Genomic DNA, 20,749 nt, shown 5'->3' with positions numbered 1-20,749 from the left:
TGGACTCTGTTATGCAGCATCAACTGTAGGCAATGTCTACCTGGGCGAATACAGCATCGCACAGTAAAATACAAGACGACAATTAACATTACGTTTTATGATTTTTGGAATTTGAGGAAAGTAGCAAATCAACAAATTTTAACTGATAACTGAAGATTTGCTAAAGTCAGAAATATCCGGCAATTCAAGGATTGGCAAGGTTGGAGAGTACTCACCCCAGAGACATCTGCCTCCGTTTGAAAGTGGCGTAGGCGTAGCCCGTCGTAGACATCGCCTAACTCGCCCTGAATTTGAACGGCGTTATGCGGCTGCACCCCAGACAGATATAAAAATTCTTATCCCAGAAATAAAATATCCACACTTGCAGCTATTTTCACGTAAATAGACCACAGGGTAGGGTATTAGTGTCAACTTAAGCAAGAAGCAAGGATAAGATGTATCACTAAGAATATCTTGATTAGTGTTCTTAGTGATACATCATGAGTAGAAAACCCCTACAAGCATAATTACAAATTACTATTATTTCTTCTCGACAACATCCAAACCTGTTCTAGCTACTGATTTAATATCAACATCTTGATTATTTAGTAGCACTATTATGGTGGTATTTTGATTGGGTAAATATGCAAGCAATGTTACGAAGCCATAAGCTGTACCACTATGCCCAATTGCTTTTGCTAAAGGAGATGAAAACCTTTCGACACCCAACCCATAGCTATAGCCTTCGCCATTATCTTTAAATTTCAGCATTTCTTTCATCATTTTCGAGGAGAGTAAGGTTTTTTTGACAAATAATGCTTTGGCGAATTTGGCTAAATCCTCTGCTGTTGAAACTAATCCCCCATCTCCTAAACCATTGCCATCATTGACTTCGGCGTAGCTATGTAGCTTACCATCCTTATTGCGATCGCCATAACCTGTAGCTACTTCTCCAATTGCTGGTTCGCGCAGTTCTGTGAAGGTATGTTTTAATCCCAATGGTTTTAAAATTTGACTGCGGATTGCTTGGGCGAGAGTTCCTTTCGTGATATTTTCAACAATCAGTTCCAAAAGAATGTAGTTGCAATCAGTATAAATAAATTTTTCTCCAGGATTTGCCTGCGGTTCCTCTTGGTACATATACTGAATAGCTTCTCTGGCTGTCCAAGGCTGTGAGCGACTTCTTTTCGCAGTAGCTTGAATAAACTTTTTTGTTTCTAGGTATTCAGCAACACCACTAGTATGGTTAAGCAGTTGACGAACTGTAATTTTGTCGCTGTTGACAATATGAGGACTGATGTCTGCTGGTAGGTAGGTTGCGATCGCCCGATCTAATTCTATCTTCCCTTGCTCCACTAATTTCAGCACAACCACCGCCACAAAAGTTTTACTCATACTGGCAATAGAAAAGCCATCTGTGGGTTTCATCCGAGTTTTACTTGACAAGTCATCCACACCAGATGCTCCTAGCCAAGAGCCTTTAGGTGTAATAATATACATTACTGCGCCAGGAATTCGCTGTTCTGCAACTATCTCATTTAAAAGGGTTTGTAGTTGAGAACTTTTTCCGACGGTGGAGGTAGGCATAACTTGTTTAGCAAGAGATTTTCCAATTACTCTCTGACTAATGTTATCACCCACTAAATATCCTGTAAAACCGAGGGAAATTACAAAGACTATTGCAAATAAAATTTTGCTGAAAGCCAAAAATCTTAGGTTCATTTTACTTCCTAAACAGCAATCTATCCGATCTAACTCAACAGCACAAAGTAGTTGGTGAGCATCAAACTGACATCTGATATACAAATAGCATTACTCTGTTTCCAGATTAGTATCAAAATTTAAATTCACCAACTCCCAAAAATATGACAATGCCAACTAAAAGCAAAACCAAAGCCACTGTTTGGGTAATGGAAAAAGGTCAAGTACATCCTCGTTTAGATCATCTCACTACAGAAGAACCTTTAGAGATTCGTCTTGTTCCTTTCCAGAAAACGGTAGCTGTTACGATGCGGACACCAGGAGCAGATTTTGAACTAGCTGCTGGTTTCCTCTACAGTGAAGGAGTCGTTAGCCGCAGGGAAGATATTCGACGTATTAGCTACTGCGTAGATGAATCGGTAGATGGTGAGCAACGCCATAATATCGTCAATGTAGAACTACGGGATGGGTTAATTCCAGATTTACAGCCTTTGGAGCGTCATTTTTATACTAGTAGCGCCTGTGGGGTGTGTGGTAAAGCTAGCCTTGAGGCTTTGCGTTTGCGGGGATGTCCAGTGATTCCTTCTGGCCCAACGGTAACACCTGAGATTATCTATAGCTTACCAGACAAGCTTCGGGCTGCTCAAAGTATCTTCACTGCTACAGGGGGTTTACACGCTGCGGCTCTCTTCGATGCTCAAGGAAAACTGTTAAACCTGTGGGAGGATGTTGGGCGACACAATGCTTTAGATAAATTGATTGGTACAGCTTTGCTCAGTGACGAGTTGCCTTTAAATAATTGTATTGTCCTGGTGAGCGGACGCTCTAGTTTTGAAATTTTGCAAAAGTCTACAACTGCTGGAATTCCCATTGTCTGTTCTGTTTCCGCTCCTAGTAGTTTGGCGGTGTCTGTCGCCAAGGAATTCGGGATTACCTTAATTGGATTTCTGCGCGGAGAACGGTTCAATATTTATACTGGTTTACAAAGAATAAACGCTACTTAAGAACACGGTTTTTTAATTAAGAGTAACTTTTTGTGTTAAGGTCTTCCATATTTAAATTGCATCAGATGGGCGCTCATGTTGCCATTGGTGTCAACTGAACGCGAAACCGCTTGTCCGCCGGGAATTGAAATTCCCGTCTCATAGCTAAAGTCATCTGAAGATGACTAAATATCGTCAAAAATCTCCAGTCTACTTCAGTAGACTTAAGCCGATTAGACCGGAAATTTATTTCCGGGCGGGCATGGAAGCCAACAGATAAGCTATTTCCAGCTTAAGTTGACACCAATGGCAAGATGTCCATCCCACAAGAGTTATGTTTAATTCGATTATGCAAATTAGATATTTTTTAGCTTATCGCCGAGAGTACGACACCGTACCGAGGAAGCAAAAGTTTTGTATTTTGTTTCATCGGAATTATTTTACACCCCACCCGAATGCTATGGATCTTCAGGAAAAACCCATTTTGGTGGTTCCGTGATTTTTTTCCGTAGACGTTCCTGTGCCAACTCCAGCATTTTGTCTAAAGGAGTCTCTTCAATAAATTTTGCGGCTGCCTCTCTAAACTCGACATTGGGGCATTTATCTCCTAAAACACATCCGTTAACACAGGCTTGGGCGCAGTTAATCTTTTGCTCCACAGTCGTCAATTCCTCTCTCTAAAAGTTATGAGTTATAATTTACGTCTCTAACTCTTCACTATCAGGTATAACCCTCTAGGTAAATTTTACCTTGTCAAGTTGCCATCTCATTAGTCTAAATACCTCTCGTTCAGAAAGTTATGAGTTATAAGTTATGATTTTTACTCCTAACTATTATTAAGGGCGCTCATGTCAGAACTCTTTGCTACTACTGGAACTATAGCCGCGATCGCTACTGCTGTTGTCCCCCAACAGGGTAGTGTTGGTATTGTGCGGGTGTCCGGTTCTCAAGCAATGGCTCTAGCCCAAAGTCTCTTTCATGCACCAGGGCGACAAGTTTGGGAAAGTCACCGGATTCTCTACGGTTACATTCGCCATCCCCAGACGCAACAATTAGTGGATGAAGCCCTGTTGCTGATTATGAAAGCACCTCGTTCTTACACCCGTGAAGATGTCGTGGAATTCCACTGTCACGGGGGAATTATGGCAGTGCAGCAAGTATTACAACTGTGTTTGGAAAATGGGGCTAGACTCGCTCAACCTGGGGAATTTACTCTCCGCGCCTTTTTGAATGGAAGATTGGATTTAACCCAAGCTGAAGGTATTGCTGATTTGGTGGGAGCTAAATCGCCCCAAGCTGCTCAAAGCGCCTTAGCTGGTTTACAAGGAAAATTAGCTCATCCGATTCGGCAGTTACGCGCTAACTGTTTGGATATCTTAGCAGAAATTGAAGCTAGGATTGATTTTGAGGAAGACTTACCTCCGTTGGATCATAAGTTCATCATATCAGAAATCGATAAAATTGCCGCAGAAATAACTAGATTATTGGAAACCAAAGACAAAGGTGAGTTGCTACGCACTGGTTTAAAAGTGGCAATTGTTGGGCGTCCGAATGTGGGTAAGTCGAGTTTATTGAACGCTTGGAGTCGTAGCGATCGCGCCATTGTGACTGATTTACCCGGCACAACCCGCGATGTAGTTGAATCTCAGCTAGTTGTCGGGGGAATTCCTATACAAGTGCTAGATACTGCGGGGATTCGGGAAACAACAGACCAAGTGGAAAAAATTGGCGTGGAGCGATCGCATCGTGCCGCTAATGCAGCTGATTTAGTCTTGCTGACCATCGATGCTTCCGCAGGTTGGACGGAAGGCGATCGAGAAATTTACGAAAAGGTACAACACCGTCCGTTGATCGTAGTGATTAACAAAATCGATTTATTACGAGAAGAGGATAGAAAAAATATTCAATCTAAAATTCAAGTTGCGAAATCCAAAATTGTCACAGCCGCAGCCCAAAATCAAGGTATTGATGCTTTAGAAATAGCAATTTTAGAGATAGTTCAATCTGGAAAAGTACAAGCGGCTGATATGGATTTAGCCATTAACCAAAGGCAGGCAGCAGCTTTAACTCAAGCAAAAATTTCTTTGGAACAGGTACAAGCGACAATTGCCCAGCAGTTCCCTCTTGACTTTTGGACAATTGACTTAAGAGGTGCAATTCAAGCTTTAGGAGAAATTACCGGAGAAGAAGTAACAGAATCAGTTTTAGAGAGAATTTTCAGTAAATTCTGTATTGGAAAGTAGTTTCAATCCCTAATAGGGATTTTGTTGAATTGCAATCTCTGAGTTTTCCCCATGCTGCTTATTAGATTCGGTAAGCGTTTCAATCCCTAATAGGGATTTTGTTGAATTGCAATTTTCTTTGATGCCAATTCACTGCAATGGCTTGGCAATGATGTTTCAATCCCTAATAGGGATTTTGTTGAATTGCAATTAATATTTTAATAGTAAATTATAATTATAGATGTTTCAATCCCTAATAGGGATTTTGTTGAATTGCAATATGATTGTGTAGTAAAGTTAAAGTCTAGGTTAGCAGAGTTTCAATCCCTAATAGGGATTTTGTTGAATTGCAATTTAGCCTTGAATAAAGGTCTTTGCTGGTTACTCAGTTTCAATCCCTAATAGGGATTTTGTTGAATTGCAATGTACCATTATGAAACACACCAATAGCTATACGACGTTTCAATCCCTAATAGGGATTTTGTTGAATTGCAATCGATGCAAGCTCCTATTACGAGGTGTGGATCATCGTTTCAATCCCTAATAGGGATTTTGTTGAATTGCAATTTGTTGAGGCTTTGTCCAAGTATCCGAAAATAATGTTTCAATCCCTAATAGGGATTTTGTTGAATTGCAATGGCATTAACCTTAGACTCTGCCCCCTTAAATCCGTCCAGTTTCAATCCCTAATAGGGATTTTGTTGAATTGCAATTTGATAGATATGTTCAATTGGAAGTGCCGAAATAATGTGTTTCAATCCCTAATAGGGATTTTGTTGAATTGCAATCGAGTCGCTTTTCTCTATGCCTAAATATTGATTGATAGTTTCAATCCCTAATAGGGATTTTGTTGAATTGCAATAGCGGCAGGCTGAAAGCCAAGCTATATTTAGTTTTCAAGGTGCGGTTGCGCGAATCTAGGGTAATCATAGCATTAGAAAATTCCTTTGGGAAGAGTTCGGGAAAGATTGAAGACTGAAACCCACTTTTTGTAAGCGTTTCAGACGTTGCGCGGATGATGTTTGGGCTATTAATGGGGTGAAATGCTTGCTGGGGTTGAGATAGAAGCACTTTTTTAGGGCTGTGGAATTTGTACACCTACCCTTTGGCGCATTGGACGTACAGAAATAGCTTCAAACCCTATAATAGCGATCGCTGCAATTCTGGAAAAACTTTAGACACCTTACTCAAAACGTAATCACCATAGGTTCCGCGAAAATCATGAATGTTAGCTTGATCCCAGCGATCGCTATGATCGTTTGCCACGATATGATCTAATTCAATCGGCTTCACTTCGACATCTAAATTGGGATCGAAGAAGAAAGGGAACGAAAGGCGATGATTTCCCGATTGGTTTTGTACGCGATGAGGCGTAGAACGATACAAACCTGCTGTCATTTTCTCTAGCATATCGCCGATGTTGCACACAAAGGAACCGGGAATGGGAGGCGCAGCAACCCAATCTGACTTGGATTTAACTTGTAATCCGCCTGAGTTATCTTGCTTGAGAATGGTCAGAACGCCATAATCAGTATGTTCGCCAACGCCCCATATTGGCTCATCATCTGACGGTGACAAATTTGGAGGATAATTGAAGATGCGAAACAACACTAAGGGATCTGAGGTGTAACGGTCAGCAAAGTAGGATGCTTCCAATCCCAAACTTAGGGCAATACCAGTCATTAGAGTGTGTCCCAAGTTTGTCATTGCTTCCATATATTCAAGCACTGTTTCGCCAAATTCGGGGATGTTGGCGGGGAAGAGATTGGAACCATACATCTGAGTACCAGCTTGCACTAGTGGGTGTTCTTTTCCCTGTTCTGCACCAAAATAAATTCCTTCCTTCAAGTCGGGTTTACCGGATGTCAGTTCGCCACCAACGGGGAAATAACCTCGCCATGCAATACCTGCTAAAGCCATACGGATTTTCAGTTTAGTTTCTAAATCCTGGGCGAAAAACTGGCGGCTGATTTCTTCGAGTCGCTGCTGCAAATTTTCATCCACGCCATGCCCAATAATATAGAAAAACCCTGATTCTTGACATGCTTGGTTAATTTGTGATGCTACGGAATAGCAATCGCCTTTTCCAGAAATCAAGGCGCTAATATCAATAATTGGGAGGTGTGAAAACTCTTTATCAGCAACTTGTAAATTAGTCATAATATTATTAAAACCGCTGACCTGTGGTAACTTCCAATCTAACTTCTCCTTGGTCGCTAATTCCTAAGTCGCCTCGAATCAACCCAAAGGATGAATTAACTCGCAATCCTAAGCCGTAACCAAAGCCACTTCCGGGTTTGTTTCGCAGTACTCCTGGTTCGCCTAGTACGCTGTCGCTAGACCCAAAATCGGAAGCAAAATCAGTAAACACAACTCCTCCGATTGACTGAAAGATTGGGAAACGATATTCCACTGAAGCTAAACCATAACTCCGACCACTGGCGACTTTTCCATAACCGTAACCCCTGACAGAATCTAGTCCACCAATATTAAAAGCATCAGCTGGTGGAAAGTCTCCGATAATCGTACCAATTTGGAAATTAATCGCTAACATTTCGGGATTATCGGTTGGTTTGCCCTTACCAATCCAACTAACTGGTAAATACTGAATATAATCTCCCTTGAGGCGATTGCTGGAAATATTGCCCAGTCCAATGGGAATCGCTTGTTCTGTGCTGAGGGTAAAAATTGAGCCTTGAGTCGGATTGTTTCGGCGATCGCGTTGATCTCTGGATACAGCAAATGATACGGTAAATAAGTCATCAATGCCAGTACCGCTCACAGATAAAGGACTCCCTAATCTATCAACCTGTGCAACGTTATATTCGCGATCGCGTAGGCTAATCCTGGTATAATTAAGACTTATAGCTGTATCCCACTCATCAAAAGATTTTAAAACTCCTACAGAACCGCCAAACCTGCCCTCGCGCACTCTGTCACCGTTAGATAATCTGATATCTTCGTTGAAGGTTCCCGATATATTACGACTACGAAAACCTCTGATGGTGTAGCCTAAGCGGTTTGGTTCTTGAGGACGATAACGACTAGTGAATTGACCATGAAATTGGACATCTTTACCACTGATTTGCACAGTTGTATCTAATTTATCGTTAATACCACTGACATTTGCATCTCTATAACCCACTTGACCGTATAGACCCACATCATCATTATTACCGCCTCCGAAAATTAAAGCAGGGAATTCACGCTCTTTGATTTCATAGATGAGATTAACGCTTGTGGTGTCTTCTTGTCGATAAACATTGACTTCATTAAATGACTCTAATCTTCTCAACCGTTGCAAATCTGCTTCTAATAAATCTTCACGGAATACCTGACCAGCTTTGAGTTTCAGCAGACCAATGATAAAATCTTTTTGAGTGCGTCCTTTAATCGGCTGACCTTTGTCATCGAGTAACCGATCTTTGTTATTCACAAAACGGATCTGAATATCTTTGACAATTCTCTGAGAAAACTCCACAGACTGAGTATCTACCGGAGTTGAACTGATATAATCACCATATTTTGCATATCCTCCCTCTATCTGTAACGTAGGTTTTACGCCATCCTCAGTAGACAATTGCGAGTTTGCAATGGCTTCGAGATTTTGCCCACCTACTAACATTACTGCGATCGCAACTACAGTTATTTGAATACGCATAAATAAAGTTTTATCATTACCCGCATTTTGGGAACAGTTAAATTGTCCCATTAGGACAGGACTATCGTCACTAATAGCTAGAGACTGGGAATGAGGAAAACAAAGGTGCAGGTAAATGCAATAACGATGCAAAATGAATTATCCAATATTGTGGACTGGGCGCTCATGTTGCCCACCCCACAAGAGTTAATTGGATATTTTTTTATTTTTCAGTCCTTAATCAAAGCTTTTTTTCTTCAGTAACTAACGTTAGACTAACCCATTCGCCTTTATCGTTATAACTGCGAATCATTCGCTGGCGCAGATTTGGCTGGATTAACCAACCCACTTCTATAAAAAATGGTTGGCGTAACTGCACCTTGAGAGGAGAAGTTGCAGAAGCACCATCTGGTAAAAATAATACTTGCACCTGCTTTTGGGGGTCTTGGTCAAAGAGAACAATGGGGCCTTTGATGCTAGCAGTTGAAGTAATTGTGCGTTCTGCAAAACATGTATTTTGAATTAATCGCCCAGTATCATCAAGTTGTAACTTGAAGGTTGTAGAGTAAGTATCAGGTGATCGCCAATCTGGATATATTGTAACTGCTTCGCCTTGCCATTCTCCCAACAAATCATTTATCTGCAAAGGTGGACGTTCTGCTGCTGGGGTTCCAGCAAGATGTTCTCGAATTAAGATGAGTTCCTTTAGCTGACCTGTATTATCAAACAGTTGCACCAGACGCAAGCGGCGATTTTCATGAACAAAGGCGAGTTCTCCACCAAATTCGGAAAATGGCCCTAGCTGAATTAAACCTTCAGAAAATGAACCATTTTCAAAAAACAGCAGACCTCCTCCCACAGAACTAAAGTCTCTGATTACATCTTGTCCTGAACGACTCAGAGTTAGACGCACTTTCTGGCTATTGTTCAAATGTTCTAGGGAAAGACGACTAGGAGTATCATTCAAAAGTATTCCTTGGGGAGAAAAATTGGTAAATGAACCTTCCCAAACACCAAGATTCTGCAAAAAACATTCCCATTGTGATTTTGTCATTGGTCATTTGTCATTTGTCATTGGTCATTGGTCATTTGTCATTTGTCAGTGGTCTTTGAAAATTTCGAGTTCAAAGGACAAATGACAAATGACTATCCTTTAGCAAAACGTCTGACAGCAAATAAGCTTCCCATTAATCCTACAGCTGCACCGAAGCTCAAAAGAATCAGGGGCAATAATAAAATTTCTCCTGGAGTGAGTTGCACTCTGTTGGTGATGACTTGGATAAACTCAGGTTGATTGACTAGCAACTTACCGAGAAACTGTTGAATCACAGAAATGAAACTCCAAGCGATCGCACCACCAACTAAACCAAAGGCAATTCCTTGTAAAATAAATGGTAGGTAAATCCAAACAGAAGTTGCTCCCACTAGCTGCATAATTTCAATTTCTTGGCGACGTGCCATGACAATTAGCCGAATTGTGGTAGTAGTGACTGCGATCGCTGTTAAAGTCAGAATAATCGTAATTGTGAAAGTAATCCAGTTCAAACCTCGGTGCAATTGGGCAATGCGTTTGACTGCTTCATCAATATACTGCACCGTTTCAACTCCCCGTAATTTAGCCAACTGGGTTGCTAAGTTTGGCACAACTTGAGAATTCCGGGCTTTCACCTTCATCTCATCAACCAGAGGATTTTCACCTAGTTGCTGGGTAGCACCTTCAATATCAGAAATTTTCATTTCCTTAACTAACTTCGTCCAGGCTTCTTCTTTGCTAATGGTTTGTATCCCAACCACCTCTGGCATTTTGGCAATTAGTGGCTCAATATTTTCCATCCGCGTATCTGGTTCGAGGTAAACTGATACTTCTAGCTGGCTACCAAACTGATAGAGGAGTTTTTCGACTTGCCAAGAGGTTTGCAGACTCAAGCCGAATAAAAACAGTAACACCGTTACAGTACTGACAGCTGCCCAATTCATCCAACCTCCCCGCAGTAAACCGAGGAAAGTTTCTTTCAGTAGATAGTCAAGTTTCGTGAGAGATTTAAACACAATTCGTAATTCGTAATTCGTAATTCATAGTTCCCAATTTCTACTCAAGAGTGATGAGTAATGAGTAATGAGTAATGAGTGATGAGTAATGAGTGGGGAAGAAGTAAGGGAGCAGGGAGAAGAATTTTCCCCTCCGCCCCCTGCCCCCCGCACCCTGCCCCTCTGCATCTTTATCAATTCCCAATTCCCCACTCCCCAACTTGATAGAATTAGAATAATAGGAATTTTCACCATCTAGCCATCGAGACTCATGCCCTCTGAAATTGCTGTAGAGAAAAAAAAGTTAAAAAATCCACCTTTGGAGCTTCATTATTTAGGCGATCGCGTGTTGCGTCAACCTGCAAAGCGAATTTCTAAAGTAGATGATGAACTTCGCCAAATAGTGCGCGAAATGCTGCAAACTATGTACAGCAAAGATGGCATTGGTTTGGCTGCACCCCAAGTAGGAGTTCACAAACAACTAATTGTCATCGACCTAGAACCAGAAAACGCAGCGAATCAGCCTTTGGTGTTGATTAACCCCACCATTAAACAAGTCAGCCGCGACCTCTGTGTTGCCGAAGAAGGATGCTTAAGCATTCCCAATGTATTCCTACCAGTGAAGCGCCCCGAAGTCGTGGAAATCGCCTATAAAGACGAATACGGCCGTCCCCGGACATTAAAGGCTAATGACCTTTTGGGACGCTGCATTCAGCACGAGATGGATCACCTCAACGGCGTGGTATTTGTAGACCGTGTGGAAAACTCCTTGACTTTAGCCCAGGAGCTATCTAAGAATGGCTTCTCGTATCAAGCGGTGAAACCAATAGCATAAGGGGGCTAGTAGTGTATTTAACTCCAAAAAGCAGTTTATTTCTGGGTGGTTCTTGTGTAAGTGCGATCGCCGCCGTCGGTTCAATTTTTGAACTCGGTTACGGACATCCAGATTTTGGTGTCGCAGCCACGGCAATTATCCTGGTATTGAGCATTCCACTCACCGGATTATTTTTCTTTGCCGCAGTTAAGGACGCAAGGGCTAACATTAAATAAGCATCAGGTACATAAAAAAGGTAAAGGGATGAATGAAAAAGGCAAAATTCATTCTTTTACCTTTTATTTTTGCTCTCCATCGTAAATAAAAAGGTTTAAGGCCCCAACCATTGCACGTAGCGCTAGTTTCAGTCTGGGTTTAAATCCCCATCTGAAAAATGTCTTTAAATTTTTAATTTTTAATTTTTAATTTTTAATTGTTAACTTCCACTGCCCCTAAAGCTTTTAGGGTCATTAACTGCGCTGCGGTTAATCCTGTAACCCCGGTGATATTCATTTTTTCGTAAGGTCGTGGCGATCGCAATGTTCTTACACACTCACCCGTCGAGACATCCCAAAGCTTAATTGTCTCATCTTGGCTGCCACAAATCAGGGTTTGACCATCGGGACTAAAGGCCACTGACTTTACCCAATTAGCCCCTGACAAAGTTTTCAGGCACTTGCCATTATAGACATCCCATAATTTTACTGTTTGGTCTTCACTAGCACTAGCTAAAGTCTGCCCATCGGGACTAAAGGCAACTGACCAGACTCGATTTGTATGTTCTTGCAAGGTTGCAAAGCACTTGCCCATATAAATATCCCATAACTTCACTGTTTGGTCATCACTGCCACTAGCTAAAGTCTGACCATCTGGGCTGAAAGTCACTGACCTGATGCGATTGCTATGTCCCTCTAAAACTTGGATACATTTTCCTGTATAAATATCCCATAACCTGACTCTTTGGTTTTCACTGCCACTAGCTAAAGTTTGACCATCAGGACTAAAGGCAACCGATCTTACCCAACTGGTATGCCCTTTCAAGGTTTGGAGACATTTTCCGGTGTGGACATCCCATAATTTCACTGTTTGGTCGTCACTGCCGCTAGCTAAAATTTGACCATTGGGACTAAAAGCAACTGACCGAATGCGATTGGTATGTTGCTGCAATTTTCTGAGGCATTGTCCCGTCTGAACATCCCATAATTTAATGGTTTGTTTTTCGCTACCGCTAGCTAAAATTTGACCATCAGGACTGAAGGCAATTGACCGTACCCAACTGTTATGCCCCTCCAGAATTTTGATAAATTTATCGTTGCGGACATCCCATAATTTTACTGTTTGCTTTTCACTGCCACTAGCCAAAGTTTGACCATCGGGACTGAAGGCAACTGACCTGACTCGATTGCTATGTCCTTGCAAGGTTGTCAAGGATTTACCATTTTGGACATTCCATAACTTCACTGTTTGGTTTTCACTGCCACTAGCTAAAGTTTGACCATCGGGACTGAAAGCTACTGACCGCACCCGATTAGTATGTCCCTGGAAGGTTTTCAGGCAGTTACCATCACGAACATCCCATAATTTCACTGTCGGGTCGTCACCACCGCTAGCTAAAGTTTGCCCATCGGGACTAAAGGCAACCGACCATACCCGATTGTTATGTCCCTGGAAGGTTTTCAGGCATTTACCATCACGAACATCCCATAATTTCACGGTTTGGTCATCACTGCCAGTAGCTAAAATTTCCCCATCGGGACTAAAAGCAACTGACCTTACCCAACTGCTATGCCCTTGTAAGGTTTTCAGGCATTTACCATCACGAATATCCCATAACTTCACGGTTTGCTTTTCACTACAACTAGCCAAAGTTTGACCATCGGGACTAAAAGCAACTGACATAATCCGATTGGTATTTTCCTGCAAAGTTATCAGACACTTACCAGTGTGAACATCCCATAATTTCACTGTTTGATCTTCACTGCCACTAGCCAAAGTTTGACCATCGGGACTAAAGGCAACTGACCTAACCCAATTGCTATGTCCCTGCAAAGTTTTCATACATTTCCCATCATGAACATCCCATAACTTCACTGTTTGGTCATCACTGCCACTAGCTAAAGTTTGACCATCGGGACTAAAAGCTACTGATTTTACCCAACTGCTATGTCCAATACAAGTAAAAAGTAGCTTGCCATCGTCAACTTGCCACAAGTAAGTTTTGCCATCAGCATCGCCTGTAGCCAAAAGTTTTCCATTGGGGCTAAATGCTACTGACGAAATACTAACTAATGTTTCTGCAAAAATGGACTTAGCTAAATCAGTATTGGTAAAATTCACTCGATGCAAATTCACGCTTTGTAAATATGCTTGCCAAATAATCAAGTTAGAAAAGTCATAGCCGCTAAAATCAGTTGGTAATTGACAAAGGATATTTAGCAGATTTCCACCTGCATAAGCTGCTGTTTGGGGAATCTCTCGTAGATACAATAAAATTTGATATAAATGATGTTCAATATTTTTAGCATATCTAAAAATATTTAATAATCTATCGATGATTGGTTTAATAATCAGGGTAATTTGAGTGTTTCTAATATAATCTTTGGCCGTTGCTTCCATTAAAGCATGGCTCATAAATAGTCTCAGTTCGCGAGTGGTAATTTCGTGACAAACCTGTTCAACCAGTCGGTCGGTCATGTATTCCATCACCACAGACTGGAGGGTGAAAATTGCTGTTCTTTGTTCAATTAGCGATCGCCGCCGCAGTGATTCTAGTGCTTCCATCATTTCCCTTTTGGGCAAGGGACGCACAATATCATTGAGTAATTCGTCTAGAGAAACTAACTCGCGCTTGATTGCTAGCCAGTAAATTATTTCTTTTTCGATCTCTGATAACCGCTCAAATTGCTGGTCTAGTAAATTTCGGGTATCGCCAAAAATAATCTCGCCTTCAGCCAAAAAGGCAGCAATATCACCACCAAATAACTCTCGAATTGGTTCAGAAACTAGCTTTAACGCTAAAGGATTACCAGAATATTTCTCAACTAGTTTGGCCCATTCTTGTGGTGAACCAAATAACCCTTTATCTTGGAGAATTTCTTGCCCTTCTGTTTGTTCTAAACCGACTAATAATAATGTTCTAACTGGTGATACTTCTCCTTCTAAAGGAGCAAATTCTTTTGGTTTTTCGCGAGATGTCAGCACCAAACAGCTTTGATGTAGTTCTTCTCCTACCCGTTGCAGTAGTCGACCATAATCTTCGTATTCATGTCTATAGTGTCCGGCGCGATCGCCTTCTTGTAAAATTGTCTCTGTATTATCAAATACCACAAGACAACGATGCTCTCGTAAATAATGAATCAGCAGTGTTACTCTACCATCTATGCTTTCTGGCAAATCTGTTTCTCTCTCATCAGATAAAAATCCGATCAGGTTTGCTAACATTTCGGCGACAGGTGGCGCATTGCGGAGACTTCGCCAAATCAAATACTCAAAGTTTTCCTGAACTTCCTTCGCCAGTTTCACTGATAAAGCAGTTTTGCCAATTCCGCCCATTCCCAATATGGCCACTAGTCGGCAATTATCTTCAATTAGCCACTGCTGTAGCTGAGACAATTCTGCTATGCGTCCCCGAAAAAAGCAAACGCCAGGCGCTTCACCCCAATCTTGGCGGTTTTGGGTAATGGATTTCTCATTCAATAAAGATGCTTGATACTCAGATTCAATAACTTGCTGTAACTTAGTGAGCTTACCTGGACCACTACCAATAACATTAAATTTCTTGTAAACTTCGCTTAATCTTTTGCGTACTGCCTCGGCACTGATTGCCAATTTTTTAGCGATCGCATTTGGCGATTGTCCCTCAACAGCATGTAAAAACACTTCTATCTCGCTGTTAGACAAGCACCGTTTTTCGGCGAAAGCCAAAAGAACGTTTTCGGGAATGAAACTCATACTCACACAAAGACACAGTACAAACCAATGTTACCTCACATAGTGAGATAACATTACAGACATTTGTTGCTCTGGGAATACTTTCTTGGGCTTTATCGTTTTTTTTCTGATGAAGTGCGCGATCGCGCCAATGAGTCTATTGTACCTCACTTAAACAGTGCTGAGTTTAGGAGTTAGGAGTTAAAAATTTATTATTCTCCCCCTGCCCCCTACTCCCCTGCTCCCTGCTCCCCTGCTCCCTCTGCCCCCCTGCCCCCCTGCTCCCCTGCCCCCTGCCTTATCCCAACGATAGCCGACCTACTTTCTTTGTGCAACTGGCTGCACGCGCAAACCCTCTGTCTCATCAACCGTAGGAGTGGCAATCAGCGATTCATTTCCTGTCAGACCTGATGTAATTTCTACTTCAGTACCATAATCTCGCCCAACGGCAACTTTTTGATAATGCACTGTGTGGTCTTTAGTTACAGTTGCTACCTGCGTACCTCCGGCATTAACGACTAAAACACTATCTGGCACCACAAAGGGAGGATTGGCGCGGTTAATGGCAAATCTGACATTGGCATACATCCCAGGTCGCAACGTCGCGTCTGAATTGCGTACTTCTAATTGTGTCAGCAAAGTGCGAGTAGTTGGATCTATAGCGTTGCTAGTACGCACTACTTTACCCGTAAACACTCGTTGGGGTAACTCTCTAACTGTAATTTGTGCTGTTTGTCCAGTTTGAAGTGACTGTGATAAACTCTGTGGAACACTCACATTTACCTTTAGATTGTCATAAGCAGCAATAGTATAAAGGCTGCTATTGCTAGTGTTGCTGTTGCTGGTGTTGCCATTACCTGCTGAAATTAAAACACCTGTATTGACGTTACGTGCAGTAATCACTCCCGCGAAGGGAGCAGTGACTTTCTTATAAGACTGCAAAACGGTATTACGCTGGAAGTTTGCTTGACTTGCGTAGGCGTTAGCTTGTGCTGCATTGATGTTGGCAGAGTCAGAATTAACAGTGTTTTGTGCTGCCTCAACGTTGGCGAGATTAGCTTGATATGTGGCATATTTTGTATCTGCATCTTGTTGAGCTACAGCACCTTGCTTCACAAGAACCTGCCAACGCTCCCAACTCTGACGCGCTATCAAGAGATTAGCGCGGGCTTGCTTCAAATCAGAAACACCTTTAGCTAAGTTAGCACGGGCTTGAGACACATTGGCTTGTGCTTGCACGAACTCTGCCTTCGCTTGCAGAACTTGCTGATCGGTGTCTGGGGAATCAATCTCTGCCAACAACTGACCGGCTCGGACGCGATCGCCAATATCTGCATACCACCGCCGTAAATAGCCAGTACTGCGAGCGTAGATGGTCGTTTGATTTAGGGCTACAACACTACCAGGTAGTTCCACTTTCGTAGCACCAGTAGCACGGCGGGGAGCGATTACGTTGACAGAGGGTACTGTGCTTGCTTCCTTGACTGCTGCTTGTAATTCTGACTTTTGGCTTAACCGGGGTAGAATACCTATCGCCAGTAGGCTAGCAAAAAAAACAGCACCAAGTACAGCCCAACCAATTCCACCGATGCCACGTTTTTGTTTTTTAGAAGTCTTTTGTTGTTCAGAATCAGGAGATGGACGATGTTGAGAATCCATAGTTAAGCTGTCCTGTATTATCTAATTTGCAGCAATTTAGTATGGGGATTGGGGACTGGGGATTGGGGATTGGGGACTGGGAGGATAATATCTTATCTTTCAAATCAGCCCGAAAAACGATTGGGGACTGGGGATTGGGGATTGGGGGCTGGGAGAGCAGAGAAGAAGTTCCAGTAAGTTTTTCCCCTCTGCCCCTTTTCAATGTCCAAGTCTCGTAGAGAAGTTAGAGAATTCTGAACGCGACTTTTGAATTGCTCATGACTTGCCTTGAGATGATGACAACGAATAGGCTGCTTTGGGATCTGAGAAATTTAAATCATCATCCTCTTCATCAATAGGACGAGGTGGTTGACGCCTCATAATGCTGTATACAACAGGTACAAAGATCAGAGTCGCAACTGTTGCAGCTGACAAACCGCCAATTACAGCGCGACCCAAGGGCGCATTCTGTTCACCACCTTCACCAAGACCAAGAGACATTGGCACCATCCCGATCAGCATAGCTAAGGCAGTCATTAACACTGGACGTAACCTTGTATAACCTGCCGCTAGGGATGCTTTATAGGCATTTTCTCCTTCTACACGTTGCTCGTTAGCAAAAGTGATCATTAGAATACTGTTTGATGTCGCTACACCGATACTCATAATTGCACCCATTAACGAAGGGACGCTTAGGGTGGTGCGGGTGACAAACAGCATCCAAATGATCCCTGCTAAGGCACTTGGTAGCGCCATCATAATAATCAAGGGATCGAGCCAAGATTGGAAGTTCACCACCATTAAGCAGTAAACCAACACAATTGCAAACACAAGTCCTAAACCAAGTCCCAAAAAGGAAGAGTTCATCGTTTGCACTTGCCCTCGGATATTAATCTGACTTCCCTTAGGCAATTTTTTCTGATAATCAGCAATAATTCGATTTACATCGCCGGCAACTCCCCCCAAATCGCGACCAGAGGAGTTAGCGTAGATATCGAAAACTGGCTGAATGTTGTAGTGATTTACAACTTGCATGACTGTATCGCGTTTGACACTAGCCAAATTACCCAAAAGTTGGGGTGCAGTTTGACCGTTACCAACTGGCGTATTTTTCAGGCTGTCAATAGAGTCAAGTTTATATTGGGGAACTTGTACAGCCAGGGTGTAACTCACGCCTTTTTTGGGATCGAGCCATTGATTGATTGCAGCTTGACCGCTTGAACTCAAGGAAGTAAGGACGCTATTGGCAACATCACGCTGGGTCATACCCAATTGTTGAGCCTCAGTGCGATCGACATCAAGACGTAATTTGGGAGCATCAACAACTTGCTGGAGATGTACATCTACAGCCCCAGGAATGCGCGTCATCCGCGCGGCGATTTTTTGGGCAATTTCAAAGTTGGCTTTTGAATTTTTCAGAGGGCCAGATATTTGCACATCAACAGCAGCAGGTAAACCGAAATTGAGAATTTGAGTCACAATGTCAGCCGGCTCAAAAAAGAAGGTGTAGCTGGGAAATGTCGCTTTCAATTTCTGGCGGAGTTCCTTGATGTAAGAATAAGTTGCACCAGATTCTTTTAGGGACACGAGAATATCAGCATCAGCCGGCCCAATTGTCGCACCGTTATAGCCATAAGTAAGGTTAATGCCACTGGTGGGTAAGCCGATATTATCCAGAATCAGAGCGAGATTCTCTTTCGGTACAGTCTGGCGGATAACGCCTTCGACTTGGCTGACAATTCTTTCTGTCTCTTCCAAACGAGTACCAGGTAAGGCTCGAACGTGGAGGCTAAACTGACCGCCATCGACTTCCGGGAAAAAGTCTTGACCGACGAACGGCAACAAAACTCCAGCACTGACGATAAATGCACCAAATAACACAAAGACTATGCTGCGGTGATTTAATGCTGAGGTCAGGACACCATAGTACCAACTGCGAAATTTCTCAAATTGTCGGTTAAATTTTTCGTGTAGTTGCCAGATCCAATCTTTCTTCACAGGTTCGGCAGTTTTCGTTGTTGCTTCTTCTGTTTGGTGGTGGTTGTCGTGACCATTATTGTTTTGAACTGGCGAATCTAGATGATGGTCGCGATTATCATGGATTTCAACTAGTGAAGAATGGCTGTGGCGATCGCCGTGACCATTATTATTTTGAACTGGCGAATCTATATAATGGCTGTCGTGACCATTATTATTCTGAACTGGTGAATTTTGATGATGGTTGTTGTTACCGTGATGCTCCTCATTTTCTCTATGCCAGTCTGCTTCGGATGGTAAAAGATAACTTGCCATTGTCGGGACTACAGTCCGAGATAGCACGTATGAAGCAAGCATCCCAAATACTACCGCCATCGCTAGCGGGACAAATAGATACTTGGCCACTCCACTGAGAAACACAACCGGCACAAAGACAATACAAATACATAATGTTGCTACAAGTGCTGGAGTGGCGATTTGCTGCGCCCCATCTAAGATTGCTCGCTTGATGGGTTTACCTTGTCCGAGATTTCGGTGGATATTTTCAATTTCCACTGTGGCATCATCTACCAGAATCCCAACCGCTAAGGATAAACCACCTAAGGTCATGATGTTGAAAGTTTGTCCCAAACGACTCATGACAATAATTGAAACTAGCATCGAGAGGGGAATCGATACGGCTACAATTAAGGTGCTGCGCCAACTTCCCAAAAAAATCAAAATCATTAGCGCGGTGAGACAGGCTGCAATCAATCCTTCTTTGAGAACGCCTTCGATAGAAGCTTTCACAAATATAGATTGATCGAACAGAAACGCTAGATTTAGTTCTGGGGGTAAGGTGGATTGGATGCGAGGCAAAGTTTTTTTGACTCGCTCGATCACATCAATTGTCGAGGCATTGCCACTCTTCAGGATACTAAGTAAGCTCGATCGCCTGCCATTCTGACGTACAATGTTCGATTGCACACCAAAGCCATCTCTTACCTGGGCGACATCACGAATGGAAATGACAGTACCATTAACTTGCTTAATTGGTAAGTCGTTGAGGGCTGTCACCACATCTGGACTATTGTTGATTTGTACAGCGAAATCGCGATCGCCTATTTTCATACCCCCTGCCGGTAAAACCAAGTTTTGGGCACTGACAGCATTAGTCACATCTTGGGCAGAAATGCCATTAGCCAACATCGCTTGGGGATCGATATCAACCATAATTTGCCGGGGTTTACCACCATAAGGCAGAGGTACACTCGCTCCTTGCACTGTTGCTAATTGGGTGCGGACGAAGTTGGTAGCATAGTCAAAGAGTGCTTCTTCTGGCAAGGTTTTGCTACTGACACTCATCTGGATAATCGGCACCGAAGAAGCGTTGTATTGAATGATGAATGGCGGTGTAATCCCAGGTGGCAAAGGGCGGAGAATTGTTTGGCTGACAGAGGTAATTTGAGCCACTGCTGAGGCAATATTAGCGTTAGGTTGGAAAAAAACCTTGACGACACTAACACCACTTAAAGATTGAGACTCAATATGTTCGATGTCACCAACGGTTGTGGTCATAGCGCGTTCGCTAATAGTGACGATTCGCTGTGCCATTTCCTCAGATGTCGTACCAGTGTAAGTCCAAACTACGCTGACAACCGGTATGTTAATTGCGGGGAAAATATCAACTGGTGTACTAAATATTGTTACTACACCAAGGATCACAATCATCAAAGCTGCGATCGCGAATGTATACGGAAGACGTAAAGCAATTTTGACGATCCACATAGTTACTTAGGATACTTCAAAAGTTTTTAGTGTTAAAGCTGTTTCACTCATCACTCATCACTCATTACTC

The 20,749-nt window shown here is 42.6% G+C and carries 13 protein-coding genes, 1 pseudogene and 1 CRISPR repeat array; of the genes and pseudogenes, 4 read left to right on the top strand and 10 right to left on the bottom strand.

All coding sequences use genetic code 11. The features are described 5' to 3' along the window. Window positions 1-128: 128 nt before the first annotated feature. Window positions 129-314: a hypothetical protein gene (locus V7L31_RS07375; protein WP_334695641.1), complete on the bottom strand. Its 186-nt coding sequence runs from the start codon at window positions 312-314 to the stop codon at window positions 129-131. 205 nt (window positions 315-519) lie between these two features. Then, window positions 520-1,701, bottom strand: coding sequence for a serine hydrolase domain-containing protein (locus V7L31_RS07370; RefSeq protein ID WP_334695640.1), 1,182 nt, complete (start codon window positions 1,699-1,701; stop codon window positions 520-522). Window positions 1,702-1,844: 143 nt separating this feature from the next. Between V7L31_RS07370 and fdhD the strand changes: the two genes are divergently transcribed. Next, window positions 1,845-2,684 (top strand): formate dehydrogenase accessory sulfurtransferase FdhD, encoded by an 840-nt coding sequence (gene fdhD, locus V7L31_RS07365; protein WP_334695639.1) that lies wholly within the window; start codon window positions 1,845-1,847, stop codon window positions 2,682-2,684. Window positions 2,685-3,121: 437 nt separating this feature from the next. On the opposite strand, the gene V7L31_RS07360 is transcribed toward fdhD, so the two are convergent. Further along, the gene (locus V7L31_RS07360) at window positions 3,122-3,322 is read right to left on the bottom strand and encodes a hypothetical protein (RefSeq protein WP_179065260.1); all 201 of its coding nucleotides are present in this window, start codon (window positions 3,320-3,322) and stop codon (window positions 3,122-3,124) included. A 189-nt stretch (window positions 3,323-3,511) separates the two neighbouring features. Here V7L31_RS07360 and mnmE point away from each other — a divergent pair. Continuing rightward, window positions 3,512-4,903 (top strand): annotated as a pseudogene (gene mnmE / locus V7L31_RS07355) (tRNA uridine-5-carboxymethylaminomethyl(34) synthesis GTPase MnmE); the annotation flags it as partial. 2 nt (window positions 4,904-4,905) lie between these two features. Further along, a CRISPR array of direct repeats spans window positions 4,906-5,747; the repeat unit is 37 nt; unit sequence GTTTCAATCCCTAATAGGGATTTTGTTGAATTGCAAT. 278 nt (window positions 5,748-6,025) lie between these two features. On the opposite strand, the gene V7L31_RS07350 reads toward mnmE, so the two are convergent. The 4 genes from V7L31_RS07350 to V7L31_RS07335 form a co-directional block, all read right to left on the bottom strand. Next, window positions 6,026-7,045, bottom strand: a complete 1,020-nt coding sequence (locus V7L31_RS07350) for an isopenicillin N synthase family dioxygenase (RefSeq protein WP_334695638.1) — start codon at window positions 7,043-7,045, stop codon at window positions 6,026-6,028. Between the two features lie 7 nt (window positions 7,046-7,052). Continuing rightward, window positions 7,053-8,546: a BamA/TamA family outer membrane protein gene (locus tag V7L31_RS07345; protein WP_334695637.1), complete on the bottom strand. Its 1,494-nt coding sequence runs from the start codon at window positions 8,544-8,546 to the stop codon at window positions 7,053-7,055. A gap of 220 nt (window positions 8,547-8,766) precedes the next feature. Next, window positions 8,767-9,579, bottom strand: a complete 813-nt coding sequence (locus tag V7L31_RS07340) for a DUF3598 family protein (RefSeq protein ID WP_334695636.1) — start codon at window positions 9,577-9,579, stop codon at window positions 8,767-8,769. A gap of 92 nt (window positions 9,580-9,671) precedes the next feature. Then, window positions 9,672-10,574 carry a cell division protein FtsX gene (locus V7L31_RS07335; protein ID WP_334695635.1) on the bottom strand — a complete coding sequence of 301 codons (903 nt, stop codon included), beginning with the start codon at window positions 10,572-10,574 and terminating at the stop codon, window positions 9,672-9,674. Between the two features lie 250 nt (window positions 10,575-10,824). Between V7L31_RS07335 and def the strand changes: the two genes are divergently transcribed. Both def and V7L31_RS07325 read left to right on the top strand, forming a co-directional pair. Then, complete coding sequence (gene def, locus V7L31_RS07330; protein ID WP_334695634.1) at window positions 10,825-11,388, top strand: peptide deformylase; 564 nt, start codon at window positions 10,825-10,827, stop codon at window positions 11,386-11,388. 11 nt (window positions 11,389-11,399) lie between these two features. After that, window positions 11,400-11,603 (top strand): hypothetical protein, encoded by a 204-nt coding sequence (locus V7L31_RS07325; protein WP_334695633.1) that lies wholly within the window; start codon window positions 11,400-11,402, stop codon window positions 11,601-11,603. Between the two features lie 193 nt (window positions 11,604-11,796). On the opposite strand, the gene V7L31_RS07320 is transcribed toward V7L31_RS07325, so the two are convergent. From V7L31_RS07320 to V7L31_RS07310, 3 genes are all read right to left on the bottom strand, one after another. Then, window positions 11,797-15,318, bottom strand: coding sequence for an NB-ARC domain-containing protein (locus tag V7L31_RS07320; RefSeq protein WP_334695632.1), 3,522 nt, complete (start codon window positions 15,316-15,318; stop codon window positions 11,797-11,799). A gap of 297 nt (window positions 15,319-15,615) precedes the next feature. Further along, on the bottom strand, window positions 15,616-16,956 hold the full coding sequence (locus tag V7L31_RS07315; RefSeq protein WP_334695631.1) for an efflux RND transporter periplasmic adaptor subunit: 1,341 nt from the start codon (window positions 16,954-16,956) through the stop codon (window positions 15,616-15,618). A 255-nt stretch (window positions 16,957-17,211) separates the two neighbouring features. After that, entirely contained in the window at window positions 17,212-20,679 is a 3,468-nt protein-coding gene (locus tag V7L31_RS07310) for an efflux RND transporter permease subunit (protein WP_334695630.1), read from the bottom strand. Between the last annotated feature and the right edge of the window lie 70 nt (window positions 20,680-20,749).

Source organism: Nostoc sp. (genome assembly GCF_036916655.1).
In the GTDB taxonomy this organism is placed as follows: Bacteria; Cyanobacteriota; Cyanobacteriia; order Cyanobacteriales; family Nostocaceae; genus Nostoc.
Note: the sequence above shows the minus strand (reverse complement) of the source record. Positions and strands in the feature narration are given on the sequence as shown.

Excerpts from the sequence above, each read along its gene's own strand:
- V7L31_RS07370 (WP_334695640.1), bottom strand. The coding sequence starts at position 1,701 with ATGAACCTAAGATTTTTGGCTTTCAGCAAAATTTTATTTGCAATAGTC.
- fdhD (WP_334695639.1), top strand. The coding sequence starts at position 1,845 with ATGACAATGCCAACTAAAAGCAAAACCAAAGCCACTGTTTGGGTAATG.
- V7L31_RS07350 (WP_334695638.1), bottom strand. The coding sequence starts at position 7,045 with ATGACTAATTTACAAGTTGCTGATAAAGAGTTTTCACACCTCCCAATT.
- V7L31_RS07345 (WP_334695637.1), bottom strand. The coding sequence starts at position 8,546 with ATGCGTATTCAAATAACTGTAGTTGCGATCGCAGTAATGTTAGTAGGT.
- V7L31_RS07340 (WP_334695636.1), bottom strand. The coding sequence starts at position 9,579 with ATGACAAAATCACAATGGGAATGTTTTTTGCAGAATCTTGGTGTTTGG.
- def (WP_334695634.1), top strand. The coding sequence starts at position 10,825 with ATGCCCTCTGAAATTGCTGTAGAGAAAAAAAAGTTAAAAAATCCACCT.
- V7L31_RS07320 (WP_334695632.1), bottom strand. The coding sequence starts at position 15,318 with ATGAGTTTCATTCCCGAAAACGTTCTTTTGGCTTTCGCCGAAAAACGG.
- V7L31_RS07315 (WP_334695631.1), bottom strand. The coding sequence starts at position 16,956 with ATGGATTCTCAACATCGTCCATCTCCTGATTCTGAACAACAAAAGACT.
- V7L31_RS07310 (WP_334695630.1), bottom strand. The coding sequence starts at position 20,679 with ATGTGGATCGTCAAAATTGCTTTACGTCTTCCGTATACATTCGCGATC.